Source organism: Paenibacillus sp. NPDC056722, from assembly GCF_042790635.1.
GTDB lineage: Bacteria > Bacillota > Bacilli > Paenibacillales > Paenibacillaceae > Paenibacillus_AQ > Paenibacillus_AQ agri.
The window spans coordinates 60,872-76,474 of sequence record NZ_JBHTYV010000014.1 but is presented as its reverse complement, the minus strand read 5'-3'; the positions used below and the strand labels follow the sequence as shown (position 1 = coordinate 76,474).

Here is a 15,603-nt window from a genome sequence, read left to right as displayed (position 1 = left end):
CCTCCAAGTTTCTGTATTCTTTGCAATACACCGAGACTAACGGAGCTTGACCTTGTTGATTCACCCCAATAGTTCCCACATCGAAAAGCTTTATATCCCCTTCAAAACAAAACCTATATAGATCGATAATATCCATAATTAAAATAAAAAAACGTGCTACTTCTCGATACTACTCCATGTAATTTCATATATATATATTTACATAGATCTATAATATCCATAATTAAAACACAAGAAGCTCATCACTTCTTGTTTACATCATGACTGCATCGCTTGAACGCCTCATCCAATACTGACTGAATCGTATGTTCCCGCAAATATTGGTGCAGCTGTTGTTCCGCGCCGTTCATAACTTTTTCAATCAAACATTCTTTTCCCGGATGCTTCTGTTCTCTCTGCACAGCCCCATCTTCCGCTAACAATTGGTGTTGCTGCGAACCCGAATTCGAACATTCGAATAGCTGCTGTCTTCCTTCAATCACTTGAATCACATCAAGAAACGTAATCTGATCCGCTGGCCGGGCAAGCTCGTAACCACCGTTCACCCCTGGCACAGCACGTACGATTCCATCCTGTCTCAGCTTGGACATGATTTTGGATAAATAGCTTTCGGAAACACCCAGTGTCCCAGATAACTCCCTAATCCCGACGTTGTTGCAACGGTGCGAGTGTCCCAGATGAATTATGGCATGTAAGGCGTAATCTGTACTTTTGGAAAATTGCAAGTCTCTCTCCTCCCTCCTCAATATCATCATTATTATAGATCTTTATTGTCCATAATAAACAAATTAACTCCAAATGGCAATGATATTTTTGGCTTATGGAACGCTGGAGGATAAGATAAGCCAATTCCTCGGCCCATCCTATCCTTCCCCCGCTGCGCTCACTTTTAAAAAAACTTTCGGATCACTCCCGTTAAGGTCTCACTGGTGACCGGCTTGCTAATATATTCATCCATGCCTGTTGCAAGACATAGCTCCCGGTCGCCTTTTAGTGCATTAGCCGTTACCGCAACAATAATCGGCTGCTTCTCCGGCGGGAGCGTCTCTTTAATATATTTCGTAGCCTCCAGACCGTTCGTCCGTGGCATCTGTATATCCATAAAGACCAGATCGAAAAATTCGCAGGTTATTCGCTGCATGACGACGGTTCCGTCAGATGCCAGCTCCACAGAGTGCCCGCGTTTCTCCAACATTTTTTTCAAAACAATCTGGTTAATCTCGTTATCTTCGGCAACCAGAATCCGTAAGGGACGATCCTCGGATTCCGTCAATGATTGTGTGTCATTCTGCCCTAATTCGGCGATTGCGGCATTGGCGTCATCCAGAAAAACCGCGGTGAACACGAATGTGGTTCCTGGCTCCGCTCTCCTGTGCAAGGTAATTTGTCCGCCCATAAGCTCCACCAGCTTCTTCGTGATGGCCAGCCCAAGTCCCGTTCCCTCATGCCGCCGGTTCATAAAATGATCCAATTGGTAAAAAGGCTCGAACAAGCGGCCCTGCAGCTCTTCCGGGATACCAATTCCGGTATCGGAAACGGAGAATTCCAGCATAATTCTGCCTTCTTTCTGCTCTGCAACCCTTACCTCCAGCTTGATACCGCCGGTATAGGTGAACTTGACCGCATTGCCAACCAGATTGAGTAACACCTGCTTAAGACGCTCCCCATCACCCAGCAAATGTGTCGGCACCTCAGCATTCACCTGGGTCTCGATGTACAGTCCTTTAACCTCCGCTTTATGACTCAGCACGTTCATTACAGAAGCAATGCAGAGCCGCAAATCGAAACGATCCTCGTGCAGCTCTGTCTTACCAGCTTCGATTTTGGAAAAGTCCAGAATATCGTTAATAATCGACAACAGTGTATCTCCGCTCTGGCGGATAATCTCCAGATATTCATGCTGTACCGATTGCGGTTCGCTCATCTCCAGCAGCAGATCGGTCATTCCAAGCACTCCGTTCATCGGGGTGCGGATTTCATGACTCATCATCGCCAGAAAATCACTCTTGGCACGGTTCGTATGCTCGGCCGTCTCTTTGGCAATCATCAGCTTTTTCTGCTCAGTAATATCTTTGACGATAATGTAGAACCCTACCCGGCTTCCACTAATGACAATGGGCGCAATACTGGTCAGCACCTCGACCATATGACCATCCTTGTGCCTGATCTTGTCGATGTTCCGCTCTCCCCAGTGATTCCCGGAGGAATGGTCCAGAATGTAGTTCAGATTCTCTGATCCAACAATGCTCGATACGTTCAGACCGGTCAGCTCGGGGATCGTATATCCCGTCAATTCACAAGCCTTGTCATTTCCGTTGATGATATCGCCTTCCAGCCCCAAAGAAATGACCGCATCATGGTTGTACTTCTTGAGGGAGGTGTAGCGCTCCACGGATTCCTGTAGCTTCCGCTCTACCATCTTGCGTTCGGTAATGTCGCGGCCTACGGCAACAATGCCCCGACCGCCACCTTCTTCCTCCAGCACCCGCAGTGTATACTCAATCCACAAATAATGCCCCTCCGCGTGCCGGGTACGCAACTGAACACTGCTATAAGCTAACGCGCCCGGCATCTGGAGGGTATTGAGATCATCCGGATGAATATAGCTGCTGACATTCTGCCCTACCAGTTGTTCCGGCTCATAACCCAGCACTTCATGAACTGAGGGTGAGCAGTAGCGGCAGAGGCTGTCTGGTGTCGCCACGTATACGATATCCCTGATATTATCCGCAATGAGCCGGAACAAGTCAGCACTATCCGAGAGAGGATTCTTCTTGTCCCCAGGCCCAGATCGTCCTCTTAACAGCACTGTATAAAAGAGCAGCTTCCCCGTCGACGGTTCATTGATCCGTGTGATCCGAATGATTAATGGAACGGGGATCATAGCCTGATGCACCAGCATCAACGTACACTCAAAAAAAGGGATTTCGCTTGCTGCCAGCGCTCCCATCTGCTTATGGTAAAGATCCTTGTAGTCTCTCTGTAAAAACTCGCTCAATGGCCGCCCCAGTAGTTGCTCTTCCGAATAACCCAGCAATCCAGTTACACCAGAATTAACACTTGTCCAAGTTTCTTCCGGGGAGAGAAACGCTTCAGCTGCTCCTACCCCGTCTTGCACATCCTTCAACCGGGAATCTTCTTTATCCGACTGATGCCCCAACATCTGTCCCACCGCCGTTTCGTGGAGTAAGGCTAGCATTAAGCAAGCTATTTAATAGTTTAATTCTTTACTATAAATATCTGGTATAACTGCATGAAAGTCAATGTGAATAGAGGAGTTTATCTATTGAGAATAGACGCTGGCGATTACACTCCAAATGTACGATAATGATCCCATTCTCATGTATCGTTGGCCCGAAAGATCGATATGCGAGGGAAAACAATAACTCACAAACTTACAATTCGTAAGTGGATATGATATAATGGCATGTATTCCATCCATACGGACATGCTTTAACCAATTAATCTATGAATAGCAAGGGGTTTAAATAGAATGAGCAATCCTATACAACAAGAAGCAGTACCAGAATTTGAATTTGGCATTTATACGCTTGGGGATATTGTGGCCGACTGTAAAACAGGTAAAACAATCACCCCGCGGCAGCGGCTGGATGAGGTGATTGCCGCTGCCAAGTTAGCCGATGAGGCGGGACTTGATGTCTTTGGTGTCGGTGAGCATCACCGGCTGGATTTTGTCATCTCCTCGGTGCCTGTCGTCCTGGCAGCTGTGTCGCAGGTCACACGCCGAATCAAGCTGACCAGCGCTACTACTGTACTTAGTACCATTGATCCTGTCCGGGTCTTTGAGGACTTTGCTACACTTGACCTCTTATCCAATGGACGGGCTGAGATCATTGCTGGACGCGGTGCTTTCCTGGAATCTTTTCCCCTGTTCGGCTATGATCTTGAAGACTATCATCGCTTGTTCGCGGAGAACATCCAGCTCCTTCAGGAGCTGAATCAGCATGAAATTATTAACTGGGAAGGCTCGTTCCGCTCTCCCCTCAGAAATGCGGAGATTTCTCCTAGGCCCGTACAGCATAAGCTCCCGCTCTGGGTTGGCGTCGGCGGCTCGCCCGAGAGTGCAAAGAAAGCTGGCGCACTTGGCACAGGGTTAGCTATTGCCATCCTGAACGGAAATCCAGCGCCTTTCAAGGAGCTTGCCGATAGCTATCGCCGCTCCGGCATGGAGGCCGGTCATTCCCTTGAGTCCCTGAAGGTTGCCATTACAAGTCATGGCTATATTGCGGAAACTACACAGCAGGCGCTTGATGAATTTTATCCTTACTATTACAGCTACCGCAATTCCATCAGTCCGAGCCGAGACCAGCGATATACAGTATCGCGCAGCGAATTCGATCAGTTTGCAGCCTTCGATAATACCTTGGCTGTAGGCAGTCCTCAGCAAATTATTGAGAAAATCCTTTACCAGCATGAGCTGTTCGGACACAACCGCTTTATGACTCAGCTGGATATCGGTGGACTTCCTTACGCTAAGGTGGCATCAGCCATCGAACTGCTAGCTACCAAGGTAGCCCCTGTCGTACGACGGGAAATTGCCAAAAAGACCTCTGCAGTCTCCCTTTAAAAGGGTCTTCTGCCGGATTTTTTTGTAGCGTCTCCATGGTATAATCTAAAGCTTCACGGGCATTATCCAATTCTTTCGTTCATGAATTGGGTAATGAGCCTAAGGCTGATTCTTTCAGATTCAGCCCCAGAATATTTCCCGGAAGCGAGGTACCTATGAAGAAACTATTAGGCATTGCTATGCTAGCCTTATGCATATTCAGCATAGGGCTGCAGCCTCCCAAAGCCGCTGCCGCGGTCAGCTATACTGCCAAAGTAAATGCTGATTCCTTGAATGTGCGCAGCGAGCCGGCCAAGAATGCAGTCATCACGGGGTCACTGAAGAACGGTACGGTGGTAAGTGTCACAGACGAACAACATGGCTGGCTGAAGGTCAAGTCCGGTTCAACTTCCGGCTGGGTTGCTGGCTACTATCTTCTGAAGACCAACGGAACGCCTACTGCCGGAACGACCGTAGCGGTCAAGGCAACGCCGGCGGTTAAGACATCCACCGGAAACAGCATGAACGCCAAAGCCACGGTTACCGCAAGCTCCCTGCGAATCAGGAGTGGCCCGGGCACCAGCTATAGCGCGCTGGGCTCACTGAAAGCACAGGATACGGTAACCATCCTGCAGCGCCAGAACGGATGGCTAAAAATCCGCACAGCCAGCGGAGATACCGGCTGGGTCTCAGACCAATACATCCGCAGCGGAGCAACGGTCACAAATAGCGCTCCGCCTCCTTCTTCCGGCGGCCTGAAGGGCAAGCTGATCGTGGTGGACCCCGGCCATGGCGGGAGTGATCCCGGCATGCTTGGCACCACCTACGGCACGCTCGAAAAAGATTTGAATCTGCAGACAGCCTTCTATGTCCGCGATTACCTGCAGGCGGCCGGCGCCCGGGTCGAGATGACCCGAACGAAAGACGTGAAGCCTTCGCTGGCTCAGCGTGCCCAGCTCGGCAAGACGCTCGGAGCGGATGCCTTTGTAAGCATCCATTATAATTCCTCACCGAAGAAGATATCCGGAACGTTGACCTTCTTCTATTCCGAAAGCACTGACCTGAAGCTGGCTCGGGCAATTGAAGCCCGGCTGGGACAAGGCATCGGCCTGAAGAGCAACGGCGTGTCCTTCGGCGATTATCACATCCTCAGGGAGAACTCGATACCGTCAGCCCTGATGGAGCTGGGCTTTCTCTCCACCCCCTCTGATGAGGCGGTGGCCCGCACAGCCTCCTATCAGAAAAAAGCCGCCCAGGCTATAGCCAACGGGCTGGCCGATTATTTCAGGCGCTAAGGCATTCGCGCCATGGCATATCAAAAGCCCAGGCCTCTTATCCGTTCTACAAGGATAAGAGGCCTGGGCTTTTTTGATCTTTTCATTTTAATACAACATTTCAAAGACTAAGAACAAGTTCAGCAGAACCACCAGAGCCGAGATAATCCAGCCTGTGATGGAAGTAATCCGCAGATTGACCAGCCCGCCCATAATTTGACGGTTGCTTGTGAAGATAATCAAAGGAATAAGTGCAAAAGCAATCCCGAACGATAGCACCACCTGACTCATGATCAGCGCGTCTGTAGCGTTCACACCGGCAATAATAATCGCAAGTGGGGGAATTGTAGTGATCGCCCGGCGCAGGTACAGATTGATTCTTTTATTGATGAAGCCCTGCATAACAACATCCCCGGCCATGGTGCCCACTGAAGAGCTGGATAATCCGGCTATAAGCAGCCCAAGTCCAAAAGAAACGGCCGTAACAGGACCAGCTAATTCGCGGAACTGGTGAAAGGCTACGCCCAGGTCTTCCACAACCATGCCATTCTTGAAGAACAGTGCAGCAGAGACAACGATCATCGCCATATTGACGGCTCCGGCAATAATCATGGCGATGATAATATCCGCCAGTTCCAGCTTGAAGATTTTCTTCTTCTCCGCTTCATTCCGGCCGACCACACGGTCTTGCGTCAGCGAGGAATGCAGATAGATCGCATGTGGCATTACCGTTGCGCCCAGAATACCTGCGGCCAAAAGGATGCTGTCCACACCATCGAATCTGGGAGTAAACATGCCCACGGCTACTGCGCCCATATCCGGCTTGGATACAATCACTTGGAAAGTAAACGCCAGCACGACGATTAATACCATGGCGCCAATTCCCGCTTCCAATGAACGGTACCCGCGCCGCTGTAGCTCCAGTATGGCAAACGACCCAACGGCAGTAATCAAAGCGGCTGGCAACATGGGGATGCCGAATAGTAAATATAATCCTAAAGCCGCTCCTATAAACTCAGCCAAGTCTGTAGCAATAATTACAAGTTCACTCTGAATCCAGAGAAAAATCGAGACGCCTTTGGGGAATCGGTCATGCGCAATTTCAGGTAAATTCTTACCGGTAGCAATGCCCAATTTGGCCGACAGCGATTGGATCAGTACCGCCATCAGATTAGAGGCGACAATCACCCATAGCAGCAGATATCCATACTTGGACCCCGCTGTAATATTTGTAGCAAAATTACCGGGATCGAGATAGGCAACCGCTGCTATAAAAGCAGGTCCGAGAAATGGCAACAGCCGTTTCAGACCTTTGACTTCTCCGTCCAATACAGCTTGGGCAGATATCTTGACTTTCTTTTCTTTGATCAGTTTTTGTTCCACAACTTGTTGCTCTAACATGTCTATCCCTCCTCTTGCCCGGGAAAGTTGTCTATATACACGAAAGTTTCCTCGATGCAACTTTATAGTTGAATTATAGTCCCTTCCATGTAAAATGTAAATAGATTTTCATTTCAAATCTTTTCATTTTAAATTCATTTATATAAGACGAACTGAAGATCTGAACGTAGGGCTCGGTCGTCACTACGGTGGAATGTTTGGACTTCCGGTCGCTGTTGTCCCCAGATTTCTTCTTTAATAACCGCTTCTAGCGGTTGAAATCTGGCGGGCTTATGCTTCCGATGCGAGCTTTCCTGCGGAAAGCTTTCAGGCGAGCGCTTCGCTCCTACAGTTCCAAACTTCCCCCTTCGTTCCTCCCTGCTTGTTGTTCCCTTCTTTTGTTCATCTTATAGTTATTTCTTCTTCTGCAAAGAAAGCTTATCGATCATGTAACTGGTCAGAGCATTCAGATGGTTGCCGATGGTGATGCCTGTTTCCTGTTCTACCTGGTGGGCTGCAGGAGCCATTGAAAGCTGGGCAGCAACGATACGGACGCCAGGATTCTCTTGAGCCGCGCGTTTTAAGCCAGACGACACCAGCGCGGTATACTCCTCTTTTTTCCCCTGCATAATCAGACTGAACGTATGCTCCAGCACGCTGGATTCTACAAGCACCTTACGTCCTGTGGCCTTACAATAATGCTGGAACTGCTCCATCGTCCCTGTAACCGTATTTGGATTGGTGAAAACGAAGCGAACAGGTTCATCAGACCGGCAAGCATCCTGAAATAATGGGTCATCTATCTTTATGACGGGAATAGGCAATGGGTGAAGATTTTCCCGATATGCTGCGGTAAAAAAAGTGCACGTGATCAGAATGGCATCCACATGGCAGGCTGAAATCCAATTCAGGGTCTCCTTCACCTTGGCTTCAACAATCTCATTATTAAAATCGGCGTCCATTTTTATGCGATCCAGACCTGGATCTACAAAATGTACCAGTTCCACTTCATGGCCAGCCAAAGCTTTCTCGATGTGCTCGATATTGGAATAATGCGCATGATAACAGCCTATTCTTGTCATGAGCTTATTTCCCCCTTTTTCAATACATAAATCGTAAAACAAAAGGTCCCCTTCACACAAGTGAAAGGAACCTTACAAAGCCTAAGCATCATCTATAGGTGAACTCCATAATTTTGACTGATCAAAAAGGAAAGTACGGTTGCTTCGATTGCTCCCCTATACTCCTGGTGGATACAATCGGTTCAACACTTCACGCATTGCCCCTTTAATCTGGATATCCGGGCGTTTTTCTTTGGCTAAGTTCTCAGCTTCTTCTACCGTGGAGACTATCCCAAGTTCCAGCAGCAAACCCGTGGCTACGGTTCCTGTACGGTTGCGGCCACCCGCGCAATGGAAGTAGACGGTTTTCCCACTGTTTACAGCTTCGCTGATGGCTAGGACTGCCTGTTGTACAGAGGCGTCTTGTCCACTTTCATGCTCCACAATCGGATGATGATGTCGGCTAACCTTATCCGGAAAACCCTCAGCTTTAGTGCCGTTGTCTCTCAGATCAAACACATCCGAAATCCCCTGCTCCTGAAGCGCCTCCAGCAAACCGTTCTCCCCGCCGATATACACTTTACCTTCAATAAGTTCGTGATAGCCCGCCATATCGTTATTCCCCTGTCTCCGCAAATTGCTTAATACGTGCGCCGATCTGGTCACGGACATTTTGAAATACTGCCCATTTCTCCTCATCCGTCCCCTGAGCCTTGGCTGGATCATCAAACCCCCAGTGTTCACGTCTTACCTTCGGCGGGGTAATCGGGCATTTATCTGCGGCATCGCCACACAAGGTAACCACCAAATCTGCGTTATTCAAAAGGCTCGAATCAATAATGTCGGAGGTTTGGCCCGAGATATCGATACCGGCTTCGCTCATGGCTTGTACCGCTTTGGGGTTCAGTCCATGAGCTTCAATCCCGGCGCTGTAGACATTCCAGTCCTTACTCAAATATTGCTTCGCCCACCCCTCGGCCATCTGGCTCCGGCAAGAGTTGCCTGTGCATAGAAAATAAAGAGTCTTCTTATCCATTGTCATCGATCTCCTTTTACATTATAGAATAATTAACCATATATAGAGTCCTAAGAGGGTAATAAACAGTGTGGGAACCGTCAGGATGATGCCTGTTTTAAAGTACGTTCCCCAGGATATTTTCACGCCTTTAGTAGAAAGTACATGTAGCCAAAGCAGAGTCGCCAGCGAACCTATCGGTGTAATCTTAGGGCCCAAATCTGACCCGATAACGTTCGCGTAAATCAAAGCTTCCTTCATGATTCCCGTCGTGTGTGTAGCATCGATCGCGAGCGCGTCAATTAGAACAGTAGGCATATTGTTCATCACTGAGGAGAGGATAGCGGCTATAAAGCCCATGCTCATCGTGGCGACGAATAACCCCTGATCTGTTGCCGCCCGCAGCACCTCTGCCAACAAATCTGTAAGACCGGCATTCCGCAGCCCGTACACCACGACATACATCCCAATGGAGAAAAACACAATCGCCCAAGGCGCTCCCTTGATCACTTCCTTCGTGTTGACGGACGAACTATTCCTTGCCATCAGCAGGAAGAAAATCGCAATCACTCCGGCTACCGCCGACACAGGGATGTTCAGAAATTCGCTAACGAAATAGCCGATAAGTAGAACCGCGAGCACGACCCAGGACAGCTTGAACATCCCTTTGTCTTTGATCGCCTCTTGTGGGTTCTTAAGCTGAGCGCTGTCGAACTTCCGAGGGATGACTTTGCGGAAAAAGACGAACAAGACCAGAATACTTGCCACCAGCGAAAATAAGGTTGGAATGATCATCCGGCCCGCATATTCCATGAAGGTGATGCCGAAGAAATCGGCGGACACGATGTTCACCAGATTGCTGACGATAAGAGGCAATGAAGTTGTGTCAGCGATGAACCCGCTGGCGATGATGAACGGAAACACCTTTTTCTCATCGAATTTCAAGGCACGCACCATAGCAAGCACAATCGGAGTGAGGATCAGCGCTGCACCATCATTGGCAAAAAACGCCGCCACCACTGCTCCCAAAATGGTCACATAGACGAACAGCCGAATCCCATTCCCACGGGCAGCGCGTGCCATGTGTAGGGCGGCCCATTCGAAAAATCCGATATGGTCCAGGATCAGTGAAATCAGGATGATCGCAATGAAGGCTAATGTCGCGTTCCACACAATCCCGGTGACATCGAGCACATCGTTAAAACTTACTACCCCTACCAGTAACGCCAAGACCGCCCCGCCACAAGCAGACCAGCCAATGGACAGGTTCTTAGGTTGCCAGATTACAAATACTAATGTGACTATAAAAATAATAATTGCCCAAACGGCCACTGCTACAACCTCCAGTTGGTTCCAATCAAATTAGATGAACCTACGACACAAACGCCGACTCGGCCATCATAACACCAAATAATCATATAACTATATACTTATATATAAAACATAGCTTTGTTACTTCAAGCGCATATCACTCACAAGAAGCAACAATTTCTTTTTTATTCAAAAGGGTTAGTATCGCCTTGGAATCCGGCATTTGATTCAGAACAGCCTGGATATGCGGCTTATCTTTGACATTCAGGGAGTAATGTACCCATTGTCCGCGTTTACTCTCCTTAACGATGCCCTGTGTTTTTAGCTTTCTTAGATGCTGGCTGACCGCCGGCTGTGAAATATCAAAGATGTCCACAAATTCGCATACGCACCACTCCCGCTCTTTCAACAGCGAAAGCATCGCCAGACGCGTCTTATCCCCTAGCAGCTTCATATCGTCAGCAATATCGGCTAGTGGCTCCATATCTGTCTCCTCCTTCCACTTGTATATAAGCCAATGCTTATATTCTAATTCCCTGCCCGAAATTTGACAAGAATAAAATAATCGCTAAGTTAGACCATAGAAGATGTACATTAGTTTCTGTGCATGATGGCCGGATACTAAAAAAACCAGCTCAAGCACGTAGTTAACGTGATGAACTGGTAATTAGGTTAGTATTAAGCTGGATTAATCGTTCTCATTTTCCCCTGATCCCGGCATAGACGGCGTCTGTAAGATCCGTAGTGAACTTGCCTGACATACCTTCCAGTGCCGTATTCGTGAACGCTACCACGCTGAGCTCCTTCGAAGGGTCCACAAACCACGAATGACCATAGGTTCCTCCCATACGCCAAGTACCCGGTGACTCTGGGGTAGCTGCAGCAACCGGGTCTTTGAGCAGAACAAAGCCTAAGCCGAACCCTCTGCCTGGCCAAAAGAGCATCGGAAGATCGCCGATCTGATTGGTAGTCATCTCACGAACCACTGCCTCTTTCATTAGGGGTTCTCCCCCCTTGCGCAAGGTTTCCAGCAGCTTCAAAAAGTCTCCGGCACTGCCAACCATTCCCGCTCCACCTGAAGGATACGCTGTGGCATCTATTGCCCGGACAGGAGCAAGCCGGAAACCTGCCGTCCCCTCTACAAATGGTATGGTGTCAAAATCCCGCAAGCGGCGTGGCTCAGCAGGATCATCAGCATAAGCAACAGCCAGCCGCTGCGGATCGACTGCAGTAAACCCGGTATCGCACATGCCCAGAGGGGCTGTCACCAGTGAATGAACAGCTTCCCCAAGTGGTGCATTGGCTGCCTTTTCAATCACCGCGCCCAGTACATCTGTAGCTATAGAATATTTCCACTGTGTCCCTGGTTCATACAGAAGCGGCACAGAAGCAAGCCGGCGCAGGTTCTCGTCCAATGTGATACCCGCCAGATCCATCCCATCAGATACACCCGCAAGCTCATAGGAACCCTTCTCTTCTTGAAAAAAACGGTACGTCAATCCAGCGGTGTGTGTTAACAGGTGACGAATCGTCAATGTCGCAGCTTCACCATTCTGCAGCCCTGGACGAAATTCCGGCAACCAGCGATCTACACGGTCATCCAATTGCAGACGGCCTTGGGATACCAATACCAAAGCAGCTGTAGAAACAATAGGCTTAGACACAGAAGCCAACCGAAATAACGCATCCTCATGCATGGGCCGATTGTTCTCACGATCAGCAAAACCGGCAGCACGGTTATACACCAACTCCCCGCCAACTGCCACTTTAACAACGGCGCCGGCTAACCTTTTATCGGCAAGTGTATGATCGATGACCTCATCTATACGTGCTTGTAAATTGTCTTCCGTCTCTTTGTTCCAATATAATTTATTCAATGATACTCATCCTCTCTGAACAATATCATGTTGCTTACTTTTCCGGGGTGAGTTTATTATATAAATCAAGTCCCTTTGATTACATAAGACAAACCAGTTAGTTGCTTCATTTTACAAAGGAAAATGAGGTAGTTTGCAAGGAATTATTCGGAATTAAAGGAGGGCGTTTTCATGGACCATATAGATAAGCAGATTCTGTTCCATTTGCAAAATCACGCAAGAATTTCAATGACCGAGTTAGGGAAAAGTGTCAGCCTGTCGCAACCAGCGGTTACTGAGCGAGTTCGCCGACTGGAAGAGAACGGGGTCATTGAGGCGTACCGCACAGTGATCTCTCCGGAGAAAATCGGCAAAGGTACTGTGGCCTATGTACTGTTTAGGACAAAAGAATGTTATCCCTTCCTTGATTTTTGCCGTTCTGCACCCGAGGTTGTTGAATGCTATCGCATCAGCGGAGAACACAACTACCTCCTAAAGGTAATGACTGACTCTACCCAATCACTTGAAGAATTCGGCAAGCAGTGCGATCCCTATGGAACTTACACCGTTCTCATCGTAATGTCATCCCCTATTGATCCTAAATTCCTCATCCCCTCGCTTGAAAAAGTAAATCTGCTCGCCGATCTAGAATAGCTCGCAGACGATGTACAAACAAAAAGGAATCCGGCAAGAGCCGGATCCCTGAGATATCAAATGAGAAAATACGGAACTTTATTAATATGTCCACCAGTTGCCTGACATCACAATCAGCGAGAACAACTTGATGCTGTCTTCGTAGTAGCCTTCGGCAGAACTACTTGCCGTATGGCTCCACACCGAGTTTAGCCAGCTTTGATAGCTCGGAGAGGTCATCGCACTAACGCCGAACGGTGCATAGAAGGCACCGCTGTTGTAGCTGCCGAACACAGTTCCATTCAGCTTATATCCATCCTTGATGCTTCCGGGTGCACCCCCTACTTTAGTTTGGATCCAACTGTTCATCTGATTAAGCTGCGACAAGGCACGGTTATCGCCAGTAATCAGGTAGTCCGTAGCAATCCGCCATGGAGTACGACAGGAGTTATAGTTGTAATTACCGTCATTAGCATCTTCTAAGAAGTTAGCCGCTGCGGGCTTGTACACACCACCTGAGTAAATCACGAAATCAGGCAGCAGACCGGTGCTTGCGCTGTACCCGCTATACAGGCTGTTGATGATCGTGTAGGTCTTGTCCGTAACATTCTTCCAGCGGGCATCGCCAGTAGCACTTTGGAAAGCCTTCAAATGATTCAGCATGAAATCCGAAGGCCGTGTAGCTGTATTATAGGCGCCACTGTTCGCCCAGTCACCGAGACGGATGGTCCACTGGGTCTGGTTAATTTCTTTATCCATAATGGCATTAATGACATTCTTAGCCGCTTGTAAATAATTGATTGTACCGCTGCTTCCCCACTGCTTATCTGCTAGCAGCAGCGAGAATGCGATGTCCATATCCCCGTCTGTGGCCGAATCCTGACCGTCAATATTTTGAAAACTGCTGTTCTGCTTCCATGACATCAGGTACGGGTTATTCGCGCTCGGATGTGCTTTGTAATAATTATAGAGACCGTCATAATACGTCTGCGCACTGCTGTCATACCCGGCCATTAGCACGGTGAACAGCATGCCATAGCCATGCGCTTCGGATACGGTTTCCCCTGCGGAATTGTATTTCACATAGTACTTGCCGGAGCCAGCTGGCTTAAGGTAGGCCGCTTTCCACGCATCCCATTTGGTTTTCACTGTATTATCCATGCTCGTCTGAGTGACATTATTGGGCTGAATAGAACCGGAAGTATAGGTCGTATGCTGTGGAAATGGCTTATTTACTGCTGCGAATGCGGATCCCGCTGGAAGTATAACGATAGCTAAACACATCATCATAAGCGTTCTCCAATTGAACCTAAGCTTTCCTGTCCTTTTCATCATTTAATCGTCTCCTCATCTAAATGCTGATTTAGTGATCAACAAGCAGGGGCAATAGCCAAACGCGTTAAGAGGCAAATGACATAAACAAATTGGTTAATTTGTTAAATAATGATTGGAAATCGCAATACCAATATATTCTGCAATCTAGTAACTGTCAATATCAAACATACCGCAAGTCATAGTTTCCACATTCCTCCCGGTGTACTCCTCTCGCTCTACCGCATGACTTACTTTCCAGGCTCTCATCACAAAAAAAAAGGATCACCCCTGTCCCAAAATGGAACAATGAAGTGATCCTTTATCAATAAACTTAGAACACGCTGCGAACCAAACCGCCGTCCACTCGCATAGCAGAGCCATTAATCGCCGAAGCCAACGGGCTGCTGAGAAAAACGACAACATCCGCAATCTCTTCCGGCCGGATCAGCCGTTGAATAATGGAGGTTGGACGATTCTCCTTCATGAATCTGGTCTCTGCTTCCTCAATCGTCAGCTTCTCCTCCGGATACAAGGTGCCCAGCATAGTCTCTACGCCTTCTGTTAAGGTAGAGCCCGGCATGACGGTATTCACCGTCACCTTTGTCCCTTTGGTGAGCTCAGCCAAGCTGCGGGAAAGCGATAGCTGCATCGTTTTGGTTGCACTGTAATGAGCCATTTCCTGAGAAGGCATCACTGCGGCCTCACTGGCGATGAAGATAATTCTGCCCTCATTGCTCTCCAGCATGTCCTTCAAGTAATGACGGCTAAGCCGAACTCCGCTCATGATGTTAACCTCAAAGAATTTGAACCATTCTTCATCCGGGATATCAAAATATTCAGCAGGCTCGAAGATCCCCAGATTGTTAATAAGAATATCGACTTTCGGGAATTCCTCCACAAGCTTCTGGCAGCCCGCCTCTGTTCCCAGATCCGCTACCGCTGAGTATAGCTCAGCTTCAGGATGCTCCTTCTTGATCTCTTGAATCGTATGATTCACCTTGTCCTCATGCCGTCCATTGATCAGGACAATTGCTCCTTCCTTGACTAGGGATAACGCAATCGCTTTGCCGATTCCCGATGTCGATCCAGTCACCAGTGCGGTTTTCCCCTCTAAATGTAGCTCCATGCCCATTCCTCCTTTGTATACACATACCCTGATACAAGACAGATCACTCCACTCATTCCATATAGA

14 protein-coding genes are annotated in these 15,603 nt (G+C 48.4%); 3 read left to right on the top strand and 11 right to left on the bottom strand.

Features of this window, described 5'->3' with window-relative positions; all coding sequences use genetic code 11:
- Nucleotides 1-242 precede the first annotated feature (242 nt).
- Both ACFRAM_RS24615 and ACFRAM_RS24610 read right to left on the bottom strand, forming a co-directional pair.
- Nucleotides 243-725 carry an RrF2 family transcriptional regulator gene (locus tag ACFRAM_RS24615; RefSeq protein WP_379469034.1) on the bottom strand — a complete coding sequence of 161 codons (483 nt, stop codon included), beginning with the start codon at nucleotides 723-725 and terminating at the stop codon, nucleotides 243-245.
- A 164-nt stretch (nucleotides 726-889) separates the two neighbouring features.
- Nucleotides 890-3,163 (bottom strand): PAS domain S-box protein, encoded by a 2,274-nt coding sequence (locus ACFRAM_RS24610; protein WP_379469032.1) that lies wholly within the window; start codon nucleotides 3,161-3,163, stop codon nucleotides 890-892.
- A gap of 330 nt (nucleotides 3,164-3,493) precedes the next feature.
- On the opposite strand from ACFRAM_RS24610, the gene ACFRAM_RS24605 reads away from it, so the two are divergent.
- Nucleotides 3,494-4,588: an LLM class flavin-dependent oxidoreductase gene (locus ACFRAM_RS24605; RefSeq protein WP_379469030.1), complete on the top strand. Its 1,095-nt coding sequence runs from the start codon at nucleotides 3,494-3,496 to the stop codon at nucleotides 4,586-4,588.
- 155 nt (nucleotides 4,589-4,743) lie between these two features.
- The gene (locus ACFRAM_RS24600; RefSeq protein WP_175371759.1) at nucleotides 4,744-5,862 is read left to right on the top strand and encodes an N-acetylmuramoyl-L-alanine amidase family protein; all 1,119 of its coding nucleotides are present in this window, start codon (nucleotides 4,744-4,746) and stop codon (nucleotides 5,860-5,862) included.
- Nucleotides 5,863-5,949: 87 nt separating this feature from the next.
- Here ACFRAM_RS24600 and ACFRAM_RS24595 read toward each other — a convergent pair whose 3' ends face one another.
- The 7 genes from ACFRAM_RS24595 to ACFRAM_RS24565 all read right to left on the bottom strand — a co-directional run bounded on the left by ACFRAM_RS24595 (nucleotide 5,950) and on the right by ACFRAM_RS24565 (nucleotide 12,485).
- A complete protein-coding gene (locus ACFRAM_RS24595; RefSeq protein ID WP_379469027.1) occupies nucleotides 5,950-7,242 on the bottom strand; it encodes an Nramp family divalent metal transporter in 1,293 nt (430 codons plus the stop codon).
- Nucleotides 7,243-7,634: 392 nt separating this feature from the next.
- The gene (locus ACFRAM_RS24590) at nucleotides 7,635-8,303 is read right to left on the bottom strand and encodes an aspartate/glutamate racemase family protein (RefSeq protein WP_379469025.1); all 669 of its coding nucleotides are present in this window, start codon (nucleotides 8,301-8,303) and stop codon (nucleotides 7,635-7,637) included.
- 156 nt (nucleotides 8,304-8,459) lie between these two features.
- Nucleotides 8,460-8,894, bottom strand: coding sequence for a protein-tyrosine phosphatase family protein (locus ACFRAM_RS24585; protein ID WP_379469023.1), 435 nt, complete (start codon nucleotides 8,892-8,894; stop codon nucleotides 8,460-8,462).
- Nucleotides 8,895-8,898: 4 nt separating this feature from the next.
- Nucleotides 8,899-9,318, bottom strand: coding sequence for an arsenate reductase (thioredoxin) (arsC, locus tag ACFRAM_RS24580; RefSeq protein ID WP_379469021.1), 420 nt, complete (start codon nucleotides 9,316-9,318; stop codon nucleotides 8,899-8,901).
- 21 nt (nucleotides 9,319-9,339) lie between these two features.
- On the bottom strand, nucleotides 9,340-10,629 hold the full coding sequence (locus ACFRAM_RS24575) for an arsenic transporter (RefSeq protein WP_379469020.1): 1,290 nt from the start codon (nucleotides 10,627-10,629) through the stop codon (nucleotides 9,340-9,342).
- 136 nt (nucleotides 10,630-10,765) lie between these two features.
- On the bottom strand, nucleotides 10,766-11,092 hold the full coding sequence (locus ACFRAM_RS24570; RefSeq protein ID WP_379469018.1) for an ArsR/SmtB family transcription factor: 327 nt from the start codon (nucleotides 11,090-11,092) through the stop codon (nucleotides 10,766-10,768).
- A gap of 214 nt (nucleotides 11,093-11,306) precedes the next feature.
- Nucleotides 11,307-12,485, bottom strand: coding sequence for a serine hydrolase domain-containing protein (locus ACFRAM_RS24565; protein ID WP_379469016.1), 1,179 nt, complete (start codon nucleotides 12,483-12,485; stop codon nucleotides 11,307-11,309).
- Nucleotides 12,486-12,656: 171 nt separating this feature from the next.
- On the opposite strand from ACFRAM_RS24565, the gene ACFRAM_RS24560 reads away from it, so the two are divergent.
- Nucleotides 12,657-13,118, top strand: coding sequence for an Lrp/AsnC family transcriptional regulator (locus tag ACFRAM_RS24560; RefSeq protein WP_379469014.1), 462 nt, complete (start codon nucleotides 12,657-12,659; stop codon nucleotides 13,116-13,118).
- A gap of 81 nt (nucleotides 13,119-13,199) precedes the next feature.
- Here the strand turns inward: ACFRAM_RS24560 and ACFRAM_RS24555 are convergent, their stop codons facing one another.
- Complete coding sequence (locus ACFRAM_RS24555) at nucleotides 13,200-14,432, bottom strand: family 8 glycosyl hydrolase (protein WP_379469012.1); 1,233 nt, start codon at nucleotides 14,430-14,432, stop codon at nucleotides 13,200-13,202.
- Between the two features lie 310 nt (nucleotides 14,433-14,742).
- On the bottom strand, nucleotides 14,743-15,537 hold the full coding sequence (locus ACFRAM_RS24550; protein WP_379469010.1) for an SDR family NAD(P)-dependent oxidoreductase: 795 nt from the start codon (nucleotides 15,535-15,537) through the stop codon (nucleotides 14,743-14,745).
- Between the last annotated feature and the right edge of the window lie 66 nt (nucleotides 15,538-15,603).

Excerpts from the sequence above, each read along its gene's own strand:
- ACFRAM_RS24610 (WP_379469032.1), bottom strand. The coding sequence starts at position 3,163 with ATGTTGGGGCATCAGTCGGATAAAGAAGATTCCCGGTTGAAGGATGTG.
- ACFRAM_RS24605 (WP_379469030.1), top strand. The coding sequence starts at position 3,494 with ATGAGCAATCCTATACAACAAGAAGCAGTACCAGAATTTGAATTTGGC.
- ACFRAM_RS24600 (WP_175371759.1), top strand. The coding sequence starts at position 4,744 with ATGAAGAAACTATTAGGCATTGCTATGCTAGCCTTATGCATATTCAGC.
- ACFRAM_RS24595 (WP_379469027.1), bottom strand. The coding sequence starts at position 7,242 with ATGTTAGAGCAACAAGTTGTGGAACAAAAACTGATCAAAGAAAAGAAA.
- ACFRAM_RS24590 (WP_379469025.1), bottom strand. The coding sequence starts at position 8,303 with ATGACAAGAATAGGCTGTTATCATGCGCATTATTCCAATATCGAGCAC.
- ACFRAM_RS24585 (WP_379469023.1), bottom strand. The coding sequence starts at position 8,894 with ATGGCGGGCTATCACGAACTTATTGAAGGTAAAGTGTATATCGGCGGG.
- arsC (WP_379469021.1), bottom strand. The coding sequence starts at position 9,318 with ATGGATAAGAAGACTCTTTATTTTCTATGCACAGGCAACTCTTGCCGG.
- ACFRAM_RS24570 (WP_379469018.1), bottom strand. The coding sequence starts at position 11,092 with ATGGAGCCACTAGCCGATATTGCTGACGATATGAAGCTGCTAGGGGAT.
- ACFRAM_RS24560 (WP_379469014.1), top strand. The coding sequence starts at position 12,657 with ATGGACCATATAGATAAGCAGATTCTGTTCCATTTGCAAAATCACGCA.
- ACFRAM_RS24555 (WP_379469012.1), bottom strand. The coding sequence starts at position 14,432 with ATGATGAAAAGGACAGGAAAGCTTAGGTTCAATTGGAGAACGCTTATG.
- ACFRAM_RS24550 (WP_379469010.1), bottom strand. The coding sequence starts at position 15,537 with ATGGAGCTACATTTAGAGGGGAAAACCGCACTGGTGACTGGATCGACA.